The organism is Nocardia rhamnosiphila NBRC 108938 (genome assembly GCF_000720425.1).
GTDB lineage: Bacteria > Actinomycetota > Actinomycetes > Mycobacteriales > Mycobacteriaceae > Nocardia > Nocardia rhamnosiphila.
On the sequence record NZ_JOAJ01000005.1, the window covers coordinates 438,173 to 452,173 of the forward strand.

The following is a 14,001-nucleotide window of genomic DNA, read 5'->3' on the forward strand; positions in this document are numbered from 1 at the left end:
CGGCCGCCGGTCGATCCCGGCCGGCCCGCGGCCCGGCGCCGGTGCTCAGGCCGGGTCGGCCCAGGCGATGTTCAGCGATTCCAGGATGGTGGCCAGCGCGAGCCGCATATCCGGTTCCTCGATACGCCGCAGTACTGCCTCGTCGATATCGGTGAGGTCCAGTGATTCGTCGTTGGCCAGCCGGAACTCGCGTTCCTCTTCGGCCGCCTCGATCACATTGCGGATGAAACGGCCGTTGCCGGCCACATCCACGCCGCGCCGGGGTTGCCCGCTCTGGTCGGTGCTCTCCATGGCGTACAGGTGGTCGCAGGCCCGGATCAGCACCTTCAGCGCTTCCTCGGACAGATCCGAGTCGCGCTTCTTCGCGATGACCTCACCGATCCGCCCCAGCTCGGTGGCGTTGTAGGACGGGAACTGCAGGCGTTTGGCGAAACGTGAGGCCAAGCCGTCGTTGGCGGCGAGCAACCGGTCGATCTCACCGTCGTATCCGGCGATGATGACCACCAGGCGGTCGCGGTCGTTCTCCATCCGGGCCAGTAACGTATCGACGGCTTCGCGGCCGAATGCGTCACCGCCCGACAGGCCGGCCTGGATCAGGGTGTAGGCCTCGTCGATGAAGAGCACGCCGTCCATGGCGCCGTCGATCAGCTTGTTGGTCTTGATGGCGGTGCTGCCGAGATGTTCACCGACGAAGTCGACGCGTTTGGCCTCGATCATCTTCTCGGTCTCCAACAGGCCCAGACCGCAGTAGATCTTGGCGACCACCCGGGCGATGGTGGTCTTACCGGTACCGGGCGGGCCGGTGAACGCCAGATGCTGCCCGCGCGGCACACTGGCCATCCCCTTCTCCGCTCGGATCTTGGCCAGCTGCGCGGTCGACTGCAGCTTTGCGACCTGGGTTTTCACCGAGGCCAACCCGATCTGGGAATCCAGTTCGGCACGTGCCTCCGCCAGCGTCTCCTTGGCCCGGTCCTGGACCTCGGCGCGGTTCATCTGCTCCATCGTCGGCGAGGAGGCCGGATCCCATCTGTCGGTCCGCGCCTCGATCACCTCGCGGTTGGTGATGGTGATCCGGTAGGTGCGGTCGCGCATGGCCGAGGCGTTCGCCTCGAAGTCCGGTGCCTGCGAATAGACCTTCTCGAACAGCGCCTGCGCCTGTTCCTCGTTGCCGGTTTCGCGCAGGCACAGACCGCGGCAGAACATGGCGGTGGAGCGGGCGGCGGGAATCGGCCCCTGCTCGGCGGCCGACATCCGGCGGATGGATTCGGCGAACAGGCCGAGCTGGGCGCAGGCCGTGCCGACCATGACGTGCGCGCCGGCCGCCAGGTACGGGTCGTCCCATTCCGCCGAAGCGGCCAGCACGGTCATCACATCGGGCCAGCGCTGCGTGGTGTAGTGCAGGACGCCCCGGACGTAGGCCGTGATCCGGTGGTCCGCCTCACGTTCGGGGTGGTCGGCCTGCTGGCCGCGCCGGTACTCGTCGAGCTCGTTCACTACGCGCTCGGCCTCGTCGAAGTCCCTGTCGGCGATCAACTGTGCCGCCCACGCCAGCGCGATCTCGGTCCGCCCGGCCAGCGGATAGTCGATGTAGAGACCCGGCTGGAAGCGGCCCGCGAGTTCCCGGGGCCGTAGACCGACCCGGCGTTGTTCTCGGTAGAGCGTCGCGTCGCAGGTGCGATACAGATTGAACAGGACTTCTTTGGTGAGTTCGCCGGCGGCGGCCCGGCCCAGCCAGGCATCGCACATGCCCGGGTCCCATTCGGTGGCTCGCTGGAACGCCAGTGCGGCATATTCGAGGTCGCGCGCCGATTCCTGTCCTTCGATGGATAATCCGAGCGACAGGACTCCGGCGTCGAATGCGCGTTGTGCTTGGCGGTTGCCGGTCATTGCAGTCGCTCCCCGAATTCTTTGGATCGTCTTGAAGAGAACGTTATCTGGATACCAGACTACCGATCGCGCACGCTTCGGCGCTCGGTTACATTGGGGTGCAGTTACCGATGATCTGCAACGCCGAGTAAGCCGAGCGAAAGTTCACCGAAAGTGCCGAATTTGTTAACCCGGAGAGTCTTTCGAAATCCACTGTCCAGCGGAAAATGAATTGTGGATGGCGTGCAGATGAATAGCCGGCCGCCGGGGCTTGAAACTCCGAACGAAATATGGGTGGGGAGATGAGCGCACCAGCCGAATCGCCGAGCGTAAACCGAGCACACGAACCGGAATTGAGCAGAGTTTCGGTGATCGGTGGCAACACCCAGGTCGATGTGGGATTACCCGCGACCGTGCCTATCGCCGGTTTCATCGGCGACCTGGTCGCATTGATCGAATCACGCAGCCCGGACCTGCCCGAGACGGAAGAGGAGACGGGTCCGCTCACGGCGCAGCACTGGACACTGGCCCGGCTGGGCCGGGAGGCGATCGCGCCGAGCCGCACGCTCACCGAGGCGGAGGTCTACGACGGTGAACTCCTGGTGCTGCGTGCGGTATCGGCCAAAGAAGCACCCGCGTTGTTCGACGATGTCATCGATGCCGTATCCCGGCTCACCGCCGAGGAGTTCACCGGGTGGTCCGGAGCCTCCGCGCGCTGGATGGGGCTGGTGGCCTCGGCGCTGACCGTGCTCGTCACCCTGGCGGTCCTGGTGGTCTCGCGCGGTGCCGGCGACCCGCTCGCACCGCCGCTGGCGCTGTTGGGTTCGGGGTTGGCCGCGTTGGTCGCGGCCGGGATCACCGCGCGCAAGTACCGCGACGAGCTCACCGCCTCCTGGCTTTCGGCCGACGGGTTGATGCTGCTGTTCGGCGGCGCGGCATTGCTCGTCCCGGGTGCGCTGGGCAGTCCGCATCTGCTGCTGGGCAGTTCGGTGCTGCTGGTGGCCGCCGTACTCGGCTACCGTCTCACCGGAGTGGGCGCGACCCTCTTCTCCTTCGCCGCCGCGGCCGCGATCATCGCACTGGTCACCGCCGTGATCTATCTGATCTGGCATCCCGGGCTGCCGAAAGTGGGCGGCGGTTTGCTGGTGGCCGGGATCATGATCCTGTCGATGGTGCCGCGGCTGGCAGCGCTGTTGGCCCGTCTTCCCATCCCGCCGGTGCCGACCGCCGGCGCCGCCATCGACCCGGCCGACCACGAACCCCGCCCGACCATCGAGGGCATCGGCGCCATCGGGGCGACCGCACTGCCCTCGGCCGCCGGTCTCGGGGAACGGGCCCGGGCGGCCAACCGGTTTCAGACCGGCCTGATCGCCGCCTGCACCGCCAGTACGGTCATCGGTGCGTTCGGAGTCGCCGACCCGCTGGGCGCCTATCGATGGCAGGGCATCACCCTGGCGGTGATCACCGCGATCATCCTGTCGCTGCGCGGTCGCTCGTTCGCCGATATCATCCAGGCCGCGACCCTGATCGGCGGCGCCTGTGTGACCTTCGTATCGCTGATCGTCGGATTGTCCTTCGGCGACGGCGATCTCGTACTGGTCTGTGCCGCGATCCTGCTCGCCTTCACCCTCGGTGTGATCGGCTTCGGCGTGATCGGTCCGCATATCGAGGTCACCCCGGTGGTCCGGCGGGCGATCGAACTCTTCGAATACGGGCTGATCATGGCTGTGATCCCGCTCGTGCTCTGGGTGATGGGTATCTACGGTACGGCCCGGAACCTGAGCATATGAGGGCTCGACCGCCGTGCCGCGGCCTGCTGCGGATGATCTGCGGGGCCGGTGTACTGGCCGCGATGGTGCTGCCCGGCCCCTTCGCCGGGGCGGTACCGCAGCCCGCCATCGATCCTGGTGCGCTGGGCGCGGCCCAGGCGATCAGCGGCCGGCCCGCCCCCCTCGAACCCACCGAACAGCGTGCGGTATGCGCCGAACCGCTGCTCACCGGCGCGCCCCCGAGCGAACCCCCGATGGCACAGCAGGTGCTCGATCTGCCCGCCGCCTGGCAGTTCAGCCGCGGCGCCGGCCAGAAGGTCGCGGTGATCGATACGGGCGTGAACCGGCATCCGCGGCTACCCCGGCTACAACCGGGCGGGGACTATGTCTCCGATACCGACGGCACGGTCGACTGCGACGGGCACGGCACCCTGGTCGCCGGGATCATCGGTGCGCAGCCCGTCCCGGGCGACGCCTTCGCCGGAGTCGCGCCCGACGCGGAGATCCTGGCGATCCGCCAGCTGAGCCTGGCCTACGAGAAGAAGGACAACAACAACCGCGACGCACCCGGCAAGATCGGCACCGAGGGGTACGGCAGTGTGCTGACCCTCGCGGGTGCGGTGGTCCGGGCCGTGGACCTGGGCGCCACTGTCATCAACATCTCCGAAGTGGCCTGCACCCGGGCCGGACTCGATACCGCCGACAGCGCACTCGGCGCCGCGGTGAAATACGCCTACGACCGCAATGTGGTGGTGGTGGCCGCGGCCGGAAACCTGCAGAGCGACGGCGCCTGCGAGACCCAGAACTCGGGTGCGGGCTGGGGTTCGGTCGCGACGGTGGCCAGCCCGGCCTGGTTCTCGCCGTATGTGCTGGCGGTGGGGTCGGTGGATCCCGACGGGCAGGTCTCCGAACTCTCCCTGAACGGGCCGTGGGTGCAGGTGGCCGCCATCGGCCGCAATATCGTCTCGCTGGACAGCAAACCCGGCGGTACCGGACTGGTCGACGGGGTGCAGACCACCGAGGGCATCCGCTCGGTGGAGGGCACCAGCTTCGCCGCACCGTATGTGGCCGGCCTGGCCGCGCTGGTGCGATCCCGTTTTCCCGAACTCACCGCCCCGCAGGTGATGGACCGGATCACCCGGACCGCGCACGGCCCGGGCACCGGTCGCGACGACAGGATCGGGCACGGTCTCATCGATCCGCTGGCCGCGCTGACCGCCGAACTGCCGGTGGAGCCGGTGGGTACGGGCGCGGCCGTCGCCGCCCCCATCGCGGCACCCGTGCATCCACCCGGACCCGATGCGCGCCAGCGCTGGATCGCGATCACCGGGTCGGCGATCTGCCTGGCCGGTCTCGCGATCGGCGCCGCCGTGGCGTATCCGTTCCGCCGGCCTCGGCGCGAGCCGGATCTGGAGCCGGGCCTGGAGCCGGACCCCTGACGCGGCACTCAGCTCACACGTTCGTCGCCGATCGAAGAAGGAACCATGGCTACCGAAGGTTTCGTGCGCCGTCCCCGCATCGCCCCGCCCCGCGCTCCCGGCGGTGAGGTCGCACTGACCGCGCCCCCGGAGGTGCCGCGTGCCATCCCGGCGCCGTTGATGATGAAGATCATGCCGGTGGTCATGGTGATCGCGGTGATCGGCATGATCGCCATGATGGCGATGATGGGCCGTAACCTGCTCGCCAATCCCTTCATGATGATGTTCCCGATGATGATGATCATGTCGATGGTGGGCATGATGGCCGGGTTCCGCGGCGGTGGTGGGAAACGCGCGGTCGAGCTCAACGAGGAACGCAAGGACTACTTCCGCTATCTCGACCAGGTGCGCCGCGATGTGCGCCGCACCGGTGGGAAACAGCTCGAATCGCTGGGCTGGAGTCATCCCGAACCCGCCGATCTGCTGTCGCTGGTGGGTACCCGCCGGATGTGGGAGCGCCGCCCCAACGACCCCGATTTCGGTCATGTGCGGGTCGGTGTGGGCAGTCATCGGCTGGCCACCAAACTCGCCCGTCCCGAGACGGGCCCGCTCGAGGATCTGGAACCGGTGTCGACCGTCGCGCTGCGCCGGTTCGTGCGTACGCATTCGGTGGTGCACCAGTTGCCGACGGCCGTCTCGCTGCGCGCCTTCCCCGCCATCAATATCGGCGGCGATCCGGCGGAGTCGCATACGCTGGTGCGCTCGATGCTCATGGAGCTGGCGACCTTCCACGGCCCCGACCATCTCGCCGTCGCCGTGGTCTGCAGTGATCCCGACGCACCGGTCTGGTCCTGGGCGAAATGGCTGCCTCATCTGCAGCACCCGGCCCAGCGCGACGGGATGGGTTCGGTCCGGATGATGTACCAGTCGCTCGGCGAACTGGAGACCGCGCTGTCGGCGGAACTGATCGAGCGTGGCCGGTTCATGCGTAATCCGCAGCCGACCCAGGGTCGGCTGCACCTGGTCGTCGTCATCGACGACGGCTACGTCAGCGGTAACGAGCGGCTGGTCGCGGAATCGGGCCTGGACTCGGTGACCGTGCTGGACCTCACCGCACCCGAGACCGGTCTCGCGGTCCGGCGCGGCCTGCAGCTGGTCTGCGCGAATTCGGAGGTCTCGGCCAAGAGCGCGGCCGGCGTCGAACGGTTCGCCGCCGCCGACGAGGTGAGTATCGCCGAGGCCGAGGCGTTCTCTCGGGCCCTGGCGCGGTATCGCCTCGCGACCGCGGCGCAGATAGTCAGCCTCGGGGAGGGCACCACGGCCGACCCCGGGCTGATGGCGTTGTTGAAGATTCCCGACGCCGCCCAGGTCGATCCCGCCCGGGTGTGGCGTCCACGTACCGCCCGGGAGCGGTTACGGGTGCCGATCGGTATCACCCCCGACGGCACTCCGGTCGAGATCGATATCAAGGAGTCCGCGGAGAACGGGATGGGCCCGCACGGCCTGTGCATCGGGGCGACCGGTTCGGGTAAATCGGAATTCCTGCGCACCCTGGTGCTCTCGCTGGTCACTACGCATTCTCCCGATGCGCTGAACCTGGTGCTGGTCGACTTCAAGGGTGGCGCGACCTTTCTGGGCCTGGACCCACTGCCCCATGTCGCGGCGGTCATCACCAACCTGGAAGAGGAACTCTCCCTGGTCGACCGGATGAAGGACGCCTTGGCCGGTGAGATGAACCGCCGGCAGGAACTGCTGCGCTCCTCCGGTAACTACGCCAATGTCACCGATTACGAGAAGGCCCGCGCCGCCGGTGTCCCGCTGGATCCGCTGCCTGCCCTGTTCGTCGTGGTCGACGAGTTCTCCGAACTGCTCTCCCAGAAACCGGATTTCGCGGAACTCTTCGTGATGATCGGGCGCCTCGGCCGCTCGTTGCACGTGCATCTGCTGCTGGCCTCGCAGCGCCTCGAGGAGAACAAGCTGCGCGGACTGGAATCGCATCTGTCCTACCGGATCGGCCTGCGCACTTTCTCCGCCAACGAGTCCCGCGCGGTCCTGGGTATCACCGACGCCTACCATCTGCCGAGCGTGCCCGGCTCGGGTTATCTGAAGAGCGACGCCTCCGACCCGTTGCGGTTCAACGCCAGTTACGTCTCCGGCCCGTACGAGGCGCCGCAGGGCACGGCGACCGGCGAGGACGGCAGTCCGGTCGCCCGGCAGCGTCCGGCCGTGTTCACCGCGGCGCCCGTGGATATCCCCGAGGCCGGGATCCCCGCGTCGGCGGAACCGGCTGCCGCGATCAATCCGCTGCTCGAATTGCCGCCCCCGCCGTCGGAGGTGGGTGCGGGCGCCCTGGACGGCGAGGGCGTACCGGACTCCCTGCTCGATGTCGTCGTCAAACGGCTCACCGGGCACGGCCGGCCCGCGCACGAGGTGTGGCTGCCGCCGCTGGACGAATCGCCGACGGTGGATATGCTGCTGCCCGACCCGGATTGGCGCTCCCCGGTCAACCGGCACGGCCAGCTGTGGATGCCGATCGGCGTCATCGACAAGCCCTACGAGCAGCGACGTGATGTGCTCACCATCAACCTCGCCGGTGCGCAGGGCAATGTCGCGGTGGTCGGGGGCCCGCAGTCGGGTAAATCGACCACGCTGCGCGCCATCATCATGGCCGCCGCCGCCACCCACACCCCCGAGCAGGTGCAGATCTACTGCCTGGATTTCGGTGGCGGCAGTATGGCCGGGCTGGTGGGTGTCCCGCATGTCGGTTCGGTGGCCGGCCGGTTGGACGGCGACCGGGTGCGCCGGACCATCGCCGAACTCACCTCCCTCATGCGTCAGCGCGAAGAGCGGTTCGCCGAGCAGGGCATCGAGTCGATGGCCGAGTACCGCCGCCGTAAGTTCGCCGCCCTGCAGCAGGGCATCGCCGATCCGTTCCCCGAGGACGCCTTCGGGGACGTCTTCCTGGTGATCGACGGCTGGATGGCGATCCGGGAGGAGTTCGAGGTACTCGAACCGCAGATCAACGCAATTGCCGGACAAGGTCTTTCGTTCGGTATCCATCTGCTGATCGGCGCCTCGCGCTGGGCCGAGATCCGTCCGGTGGTCAAGGACCAGATCGGGACCCGGATCGAATTGCGCCTCGGTGACCCCTCCGACTCGGAGATGGGTCGCCGGGTGGCGCACCAGGTTCCGGTGGGGCGGCCCGGACGCGGTCTCACCGCCGACCATCTGCACATGCTCATCGCGCTGCCGCGACTGGATTCCGTCTCCGGGACCGGTGATCTGGCCGAGGGGGTGACCCGGGCCCGGACCGAACTCGCGCAGCTGTATCCGAATCGCCGGGCGCCCGAGGTCCGGATGCTGCCGCTGAAGTTCGAGCGTGCCGATCTGATCGAGCAGGCCCGGTCGCGGGGCATCGAATCCGGTGCCACGAAGGTCGTGGTCGGACTCGGCGAATCCGAACTGCAGCCGCTGGTACTGGATTTCAACGCCGAACCACACTTCATGGCGTTCGCGGACGTGGAATGCGGTAAGACCACCCTGCTACGCAATATCGTCATGGGGATCACCGAGAATTCCACCGCCGAAACGGCTCGGGTGATCATGATCGACTATCGGCGTACCATGCTCGGTGTCATCGAGGGGGACCAGCTCGCCGGATATTCCACCTCATCGCAGACCTGTGCGCCGATGATCAAGGAAGTCGCTGCCTATCTGGCCAAGCGAATTCCCGGATCCGATATCACCCCGCAGCAGTTGCGGGAGCGCAGCTGGTGGAGCGGTCCGGAGATCTACATCGTGGTCGACGACTACGATATGGTCGCCGCCGGCAGCGCCAACCCGTTCCAGCCGCTGATCGAATTCCTGCCGCAGGCCCGCGATATCGGTATGCACCTGATCGTCACCCGCCGCATCGGCGGAGTGTCCCGCGCCCTGTACGACCCGATCCTGGGCACGATGAAGAATATGTCGGTGGACACGCTGATCATGAGCGGGTCCAAGGACGAGGGCAAGCTGATCGGCGATGTGCGGCCCACCAGGCTGCCGCCGGGGCGCGGCACGCTGATCTCGCGCAGCCGCGGTATCGAGATGGTGCACATCGCCCATCTCGATCCGCTCTGACGCCGCTCCGCCCGGTTCCGGGTGCGGATTCCGCCGCGGGTCAGCCGGAGACCGGCAGCACGATCGGATCGCGGGCCAGCCGGGTCAGCGGCAGACCGGTCGGGATACCGAGCGTCGGACCTTCCAGCAGCCAGTCGTCGACATGCCGTTCGAACAGCGCGCAGGAGGGGCTCGGATCGTTCGGATCGGCGACGCGGGCCAGCCGGAATCCGGCCCGCCGGTAGTAGGTGTGTAGGTCGGTATTGGTCGTCCACGCGTCGAGCCGTACCCAGCTCCGGTCGTGCGCCCGGGCCAGTGCCGCCGCGTGCGCGAGTAGCCGCCGTCCGACGCCGGACCCCGCGAAGCGGAGATCCACGATCAGATAGTGCACGATGAGCGCGTCCGCCAATTCGGCGCCGGTCCACAATTCCCGATCGGCGCGGTCGTTGACCGTGATCGTCCCCGCCGGTTCACCGTTCACCTCGGCTATCCAGGTTTCCCACGCGGCCACCGACCGGGCCACGGCACGCGCGAAGTAGTCGATCGACAATCCGGACGCCTCGGTCGACCATTGGTCCGAGCCGCGGGCGGCCAGCCAGGACGAGCGTTGTAGCCGCAGGCGGCGGATCAGGTCCAGGTCATCGAGGTCGGCCGGCCGAATCTGCACCGTCATGAGCTAGAACCATATCTCGGACCGATCGGTCTGATCCAGTACGCCACGGATCACCGCTATCCCGGCCGAATCGCCGAGTTCGTAGGCCAGCCGATTGCTCGCCGCGATGGAACGATTACGGGTCACCCGGGTGACCCGGTCGTGGTTCGCCCCGATCCGCAGATGATCCAGTAGCACAGTGCCCATGGCCACACCGAGCACCGCGGCCTCCTCGGTGTTCGCCGGACGCGCGACCAGCGAATCCCGGTGCGCGGTCTCGCCCTGCCCGCGTTCGGCCAGCCGGCGCGTGGTGCCCTCGGGAATATCGTGCGGTGAATCCAACCCGGTGGCCTCGGCCAGATCCCGGGGATAGAAGCTCACCTCCCACGACCACGGTTCGTTGTCCAGGTACTGCACGACGGTCCGGGCCACCACCCACGAATCCACCGGAATACCGAGCCACTGCGCGACACGCTCGTCCGCCGGTTCCATGCGCGCGCTGAATTCCTTGGTGGGCACCCGGCCCGCGGCGCGCGCGATCTCGGAGAAGATATCGTGGGCGGCCCGCGGCCGATCCGGGCGGATATGGTCGGTGACCACCGATTCCAGCACTTCGCGGCTGCGGATGATGGTGCCTCGGGAAGTAGCCGTATAGACGAGATTCTCGGTGACCAGCACCTGGATCGCATTACGTGCGGTGGTGAGTGAAACCTGCATCTGCTCGGCCAATTCGGCGTGACTGGGCAGGCGTTCCCCCGGTTGCCACTTGCCGGCTCGTATCTCCTCGCGGAGGTGGTCCGCGATCCGTCGATACGTCGGACCGTCCGCCATCGTGCTCCTCGGGTGGTCGCCAGGTAACGAAGTGTACGCTTTTCGTGTCCAGGGGGGCCTGTATCGCTTGACAGTAGCCTTCGGCGGTTTATTGTAATCAACGTACTGACCCGGTGTTGTGCGGCGATGAACGGCGAGGCAACCGTGACAGGTTCGGATACAACAGTCGTAATGGCTCTTCCCGGCGCCCAGCGCGGCGCTGATCCCTTGGCGCAGAGCGGGTCTCCCGGTCTGCCGAATTCGGACCTACTGGTGCGCGCCGCGCGCGGACACCGGGTCGTCGGGGGTCAGCTGCTCTGGTACGCCCGCGATTTAGCGGTACTCCACGAGCGCAGATTGGTGGGCCGCGGCGGTTCCATCGTCACCGATCCCGACCGGCTGGTCGAGATCGACCGGCGCCGGATGGAATTGGTGCTGGCCATCGATGATTGGGTGGGGCGCAATGTCCCGCAGCACCGGCTCGGTGTCACTCTGCACACCGAAACCGTCGGCGCGATCATCGATCGGCTCGCCGAATCCGCGGTCCGCGCGCACCACGCGTTGATGACCCTGGACGCGGACGACGAACTCCTGCACAGCGCCTGGCATCATCTGGCCGAACTGGCCGATGCCTACGACGCGCTGGTCGGCGATGTGCTGGCCGGAAGGCGCAGGTTGCCGGAGTGGTGACGCCCCGGGCCGGTCGCCGCCACGGCCGGCTCCGGGGTCCACCGCGCGGTACCGGGTCCGAGCGCGGGGCTCAACCGCCCTGATGCGGCTGGTAGCTCTGCGTGAAATCGTCGGCCACGGTCGCCGCCAATTCCACGTAGGCCCGCTTGGTCTCCTTCTTCAACCGCGGCAGGTCGATTTCGGCGCCCTCGGACATATGCGGGTCGAACGGGATCATATGCACCGCCCGGCAGCGCGACAGGAAGTACTGCCGCAGCTGCTGCACATCGATGTTCGGCGTACCGTCGCGCGGCGAGTTGATCACCACCACCGCGTTCTGCACCAGATGGTGGTAGCCGTGCAGCGACAACCAGTCCAGGGTGGCCGACGCGCTCTGCGCGCCGTCGATCGCGGTGGGGGAGATGAGCACCAGCGAATGAGCCAGTTGCAGGACGCCCGCCATCGCCGAATGCATCAGACCGGTACCGCAGTCGGTGAGGATGATGTTGTAGAACCGCTGCAGGATCCGGGCCACCGCGCGGTACTCGTCTTCGTTGAACGCCTCCGATGCGGCCGGATCACGTTCGCTGGCCAGCACTTCCAGGCGGCTGGTCGCCTGTGAGGTGTGCCGCCGGACATCGGAATACCGTTCGATGGCCGGATCGAGCAGCAGATCCCGGACCGTGGACCGCGTCTGCAGGGGGACGCGCTGCGACAGCGTGCCGAAGTCGGGGTTGGCGTCCACCGCGATCACCCGGTCCCCGCGGATCGAGGCGAAGGTCGAGCCGAGACCGATGGTGGTGGTGGTCTTACCGACACCGCCCTTGAGGGAGAGCACGGCGATCCGATAGTCGCCGCGCACCGGTTGCCGGATCCGCGCGACCAGCTCCTGCAGCCGCCGTTCCTCGGCGGACATACCGGGATTGATCCGGCCGCCGGACGCGTGGTGTACCACTTTGCGCCAGCCCTGGCCGGAGGCCTTCTTCGCGCGGCGGACCGAGACGTCGTCGAGGGACGGCGCACCCGGCCCCGGCGCGCCGAATCGCGCCGGGTTCTGCTGCCACTGCTGCGGGGGCGGCCCGCCCTGTTGCTGCCAGGCCGGCGCGCCACCGTGCTGCTGCGGAGGTGCGGACTGCTGCTGCCACTGCGGGGGCGCGGGGTTGTACTGGGCCGGGGCCGGGCCGGGGGCCTGCGGCGGCGGTCCCGGTTGCTGCCATTGCTGCCGTGGGCCCGGAGCCTGGGGCGCCGGCGGGAGCGGCTGCCGCGGCCGGTTCGGTTCGGGGGCGTGCCACTGGGCGCCTTCGGCGGGAACAGGAGCTTCGGGCGCCCGCCACTGCGGGTTGCCGCGATCCGGCGCCGGCGCCGAACGCTCCGGCCACGCCTGGTCACCGAGCTCGCCGGTCCCGCCGTGGTGCGGCGGGGGAGCGCTCTCCGGCGCGCGCGGCCCGTCGTCGGCGGGCCCGGTGCGCGGGGCCGGCGCGGCGGTGTGCTCCGGAGCCCGGAAGGGATCCGGCGTCGGGAAGGGCTGCGGTGCCGGGGCGGCCTCCGGTACCGGGGAGGGTTCCGGAGCGGTGAAGGTATCGGGCGCAGTGAACGAATCCGGGGCGGGCGCCGGCGCATCGGCCGGACCGGGGAAGGCGGGCGCGGACGATTCGGCGGAAGACACAGGCTCGCCGGCGGTCCCCGCGTCGCTGGCGGCCTCGGAGGGAGACGGCGGCAGATCGGGAAGGCGCCGCAACGGCTGCTGCGGCACCGCCCCCTCGTCGGGGCGCGAAGTGTCGGCGGGTGGATCCGGCAGCGGCGGGGGCGGCGGTAGCAGCGGCGGTTGGGTGGCGGCCGGCGCGGCAGGTCCGGCCGCACCGCCGGCCCACTCGTCCGCGCCGGTGGGTCGCGGCTCGGGCGCCGGATGCGGCGGGATCGGATGGTGTGGGCGTAACCGGTCGAACTCCGGCGCCGGCTCGCCCGGTTGCCGAACCGGCAGCTCCGGTGGATCGGTCGCCGGGGCGCGGAAAGCATTCGGTGCCGCCGTGGGCGCCGGCGCGCCGTCCGGACCCCATTGCGGTCCCGGGCCGGGTGCGGGCGGAGCCGGCACGTCGGGCCGGTCGGCGGGCGGGTACGGCGCCGGCATGCCCTGCTCGGCCTGCTGGGACGGGTCGGCGCCGGCATGACGTGCCGATTCGGCGCCCTCCGGCCGGGGCGTGGCCCACTCGTGCCGGCCGGTCGCCTCGGCCCAATTGTTGCGCTGGGCGGGGCGGGGGCCGGTGTTGTTCGGGAGGAGCTCCCCGACGCGTTCCTCGAGTGACGGCTGGTCCTTGTTCTTGTTCCGGAACCAGCCCTTACCCTTTTTCTTGTCGCTCTCGGCGGCACGGTCCTCGTCGCGGCCGCGGCGGGCGAAGAAACCGTCCGGCGGTTCGGGGGTCTCGGGAATGACCTCGTCCTGGGGCAGATTCTGGACCGGCGGCGGCTCGTAGTTGCGAAAATTCCCCTCGCCGACCCCGGTGACCTCGGTATCGGCCAGCCATGGTGGCAGCATGGGGAGGCCGTCGTTGCTGCGGCTCACCGGTCCCCTCCTGGAGTGGTCGACCTCGGACTGCGGCCAGTTTACGCGACAACCACCCTTGCACTCAGTGCCGGGGAGCCGGGTCCGGGGTTGTGACGCGCCTCGCGGAGAGTACCCCTTTTTGCCCGATCACATACCTACCGGTAAGCTGACCAG

At 68.6% G+C, this 14,001-nt stretch carries 8 protein-coding genes; 4 read left to right on the top strand and 4 right to left on the bottom strand.

Annotated elements, in window-relative coordinates; translation table 11 throughout:
- Positions 1-45: 45 nt before the first annotated feature.
- Positions 46-1,887 carry a type VII secretion AAA-ATPase EccA gene (gene eccA, locus IG75_RS0119610; protein ID WP_030522622.1) on the bottom strand — a complete coding sequence of 614 codons (1,842 nt, stop codon included), beginning with the start codon at positions 1,885-1,887 and terminating at the stop codon, positions 46-48.
- A gap of 332 nt (positions 1,888-2,219) precedes the next feature.
- On the opposite strand from eccA, the gene eccD reads away from it, so the two are divergent.
- From eccD to IG75_RS0119625, 3 genes are read left to right on the top strand one after another with little or no spacing between them, the layout of a single operon-like run.
- Positions 2,220-3,656 carry a type VII secretion integral membrane protein EccD gene (gene eccD / locus IG75_RS0119615; RefSeq protein WP_246872163.1) on the top strand — a complete coding sequence of 479 codons (1,437 nt, stop codon included), beginning with the start codon at positions 2,220-2,222 and terminating at the stop codon, positions 3,654-3,656.
- Positions 3,653-5,074: a type VII secretion-associated serine protease mycosin gene (gene mycP, locus IG75_RS0119620; RefSeq protein ID WP_030525851.1), complete on the top strand. Its 1,422-nt coding sequence runs from the start codon at positions 3,653-3,655 to the stop codon at positions 5,072-5,074. Before eccD ends, mycP begins: the two co-directional genes overlap by 4 nt.
- Before the next feature lie 45 nt (positions 5,075-5,119).
- Positions 5,120-9,175: a type VII secretion protein EccC gene (locus tag IG75_RS0119625; RefSeq protein WP_030522619.1), complete on the top strand. Its 4,056-nt coding sequence runs from the start codon at positions 5,120-5,122 to the stop codon at positions 9,173-9,175.
- A gap of 40 nt (positions 9,176-9,215) precedes the next feature.
- Here IG75_RS0119625 and IG75_RS0119630 read toward each other — a convergent pair whose 3' ends face one another.
- Both IG75_RS0119630 and IG75_RS0119635 read right to left on the bottom strand, forming a co-directional pair.
- Positions 9,216-9,827 (bottom strand): GNAT family N-acetyltransferase, encoded by a 612-nt coding sequence (locus IG75_RS0119630; protein WP_063834165.1) that lies wholly within the window; start codon positions 9,825-9,827, stop codon positions 9,216-9,218.
- A 3-nt stretch (positions 9,828-9,830) separates the two neighbouring features.
- Positions 9,831-10,637, bottom strand: coding sequence for a GntR family transcriptional regulator (locus IG75_RS0119635; RefSeq protein WP_051714731.1), 807 nt, complete (start codon positions 10,635-10,637; stop codon positions 9,831-9,833).
- 171 nt (positions 10,638-10,808) lie between these two features.
- Here IG75_RS0119635 and IG75_RS0119640 point away from each other — a divergent pair, with 171 nt between their 5' ends.
- Complete coding sequence (locus tag IG75_RS0119640; RefSeq protein ID WP_030522616.1) at positions 10,809-11,306, top strand: DUF4254 domain-containing protein; 498 nt, start codon at positions 10,809-10,811, stop codon at positions 11,304-11,306.
- 70 nt (positions 11,307-11,376) lie between these two features.
- Here the strand turns inward: IG75_RS0119640 and IG75_RS40900 are convergent, their stop codons facing one another.
- Positions 11,377-12,951 carry a MinD/ParA family ATP-binding protein gene (locus IG75_RS40900; RefSeq protein WP_036514599.1) on the bottom strand — a complete coding sequence of 525 codons (1,575 nt, stop codon included), beginning with the start codon at positions 12,949-12,951 and terminating at the stop codon, positions 11,377-11,379.
- Positions 12,952-14,001 lie beyond the last annotated feature (1,050 nt).

Excerpts from the sequence above, each read along its gene's own strand:
- IG75_RS0119640 (WP_030522616.1), top strand. The coding sequence starts at position 10,809 with ATGGCTCTTCCCGGCGCCCAGCGCGGCGCTGATCCCTTGGCGCAGAGC.
- IG75_RS0119625 (WP_030522619.1), top strand. The coding sequence starts at position 5,120 with ATGGCTACCGAAGGTTTCGTGCGCCGTCCCCGCATCGCCCCGCCCCGC.
- mycP (WP_030525851.1), top strand. The coding sequence starts at position 3,653 with ATGAGGGCTCGACCGCCGTGCCGCGGCCTGCTGCGGATGATCTGCGGG.
- IG75_RS0119635 (WP_051714731.1), bottom strand. The coding sequence starts at position 10,637 with ATGGCGGACGGTCCGACGTATCGACGGATCGCGGACCACCTCCGCGAG.
- eccA (WP_030522622.1), bottom strand. The coding sequence starts at position 1,887 with ATGACCGGCAACCGCCAAGCACAACGCGCATTCGACGCCGGAGTCCTG.
- IG75_RS0119630 (WP_063834165.1), bottom strand. The coding sequence starts at position 9,827 with ATGACGGTGCAGATTCGGCCGGCCGACCTCGATGACCTGGACCTGATC.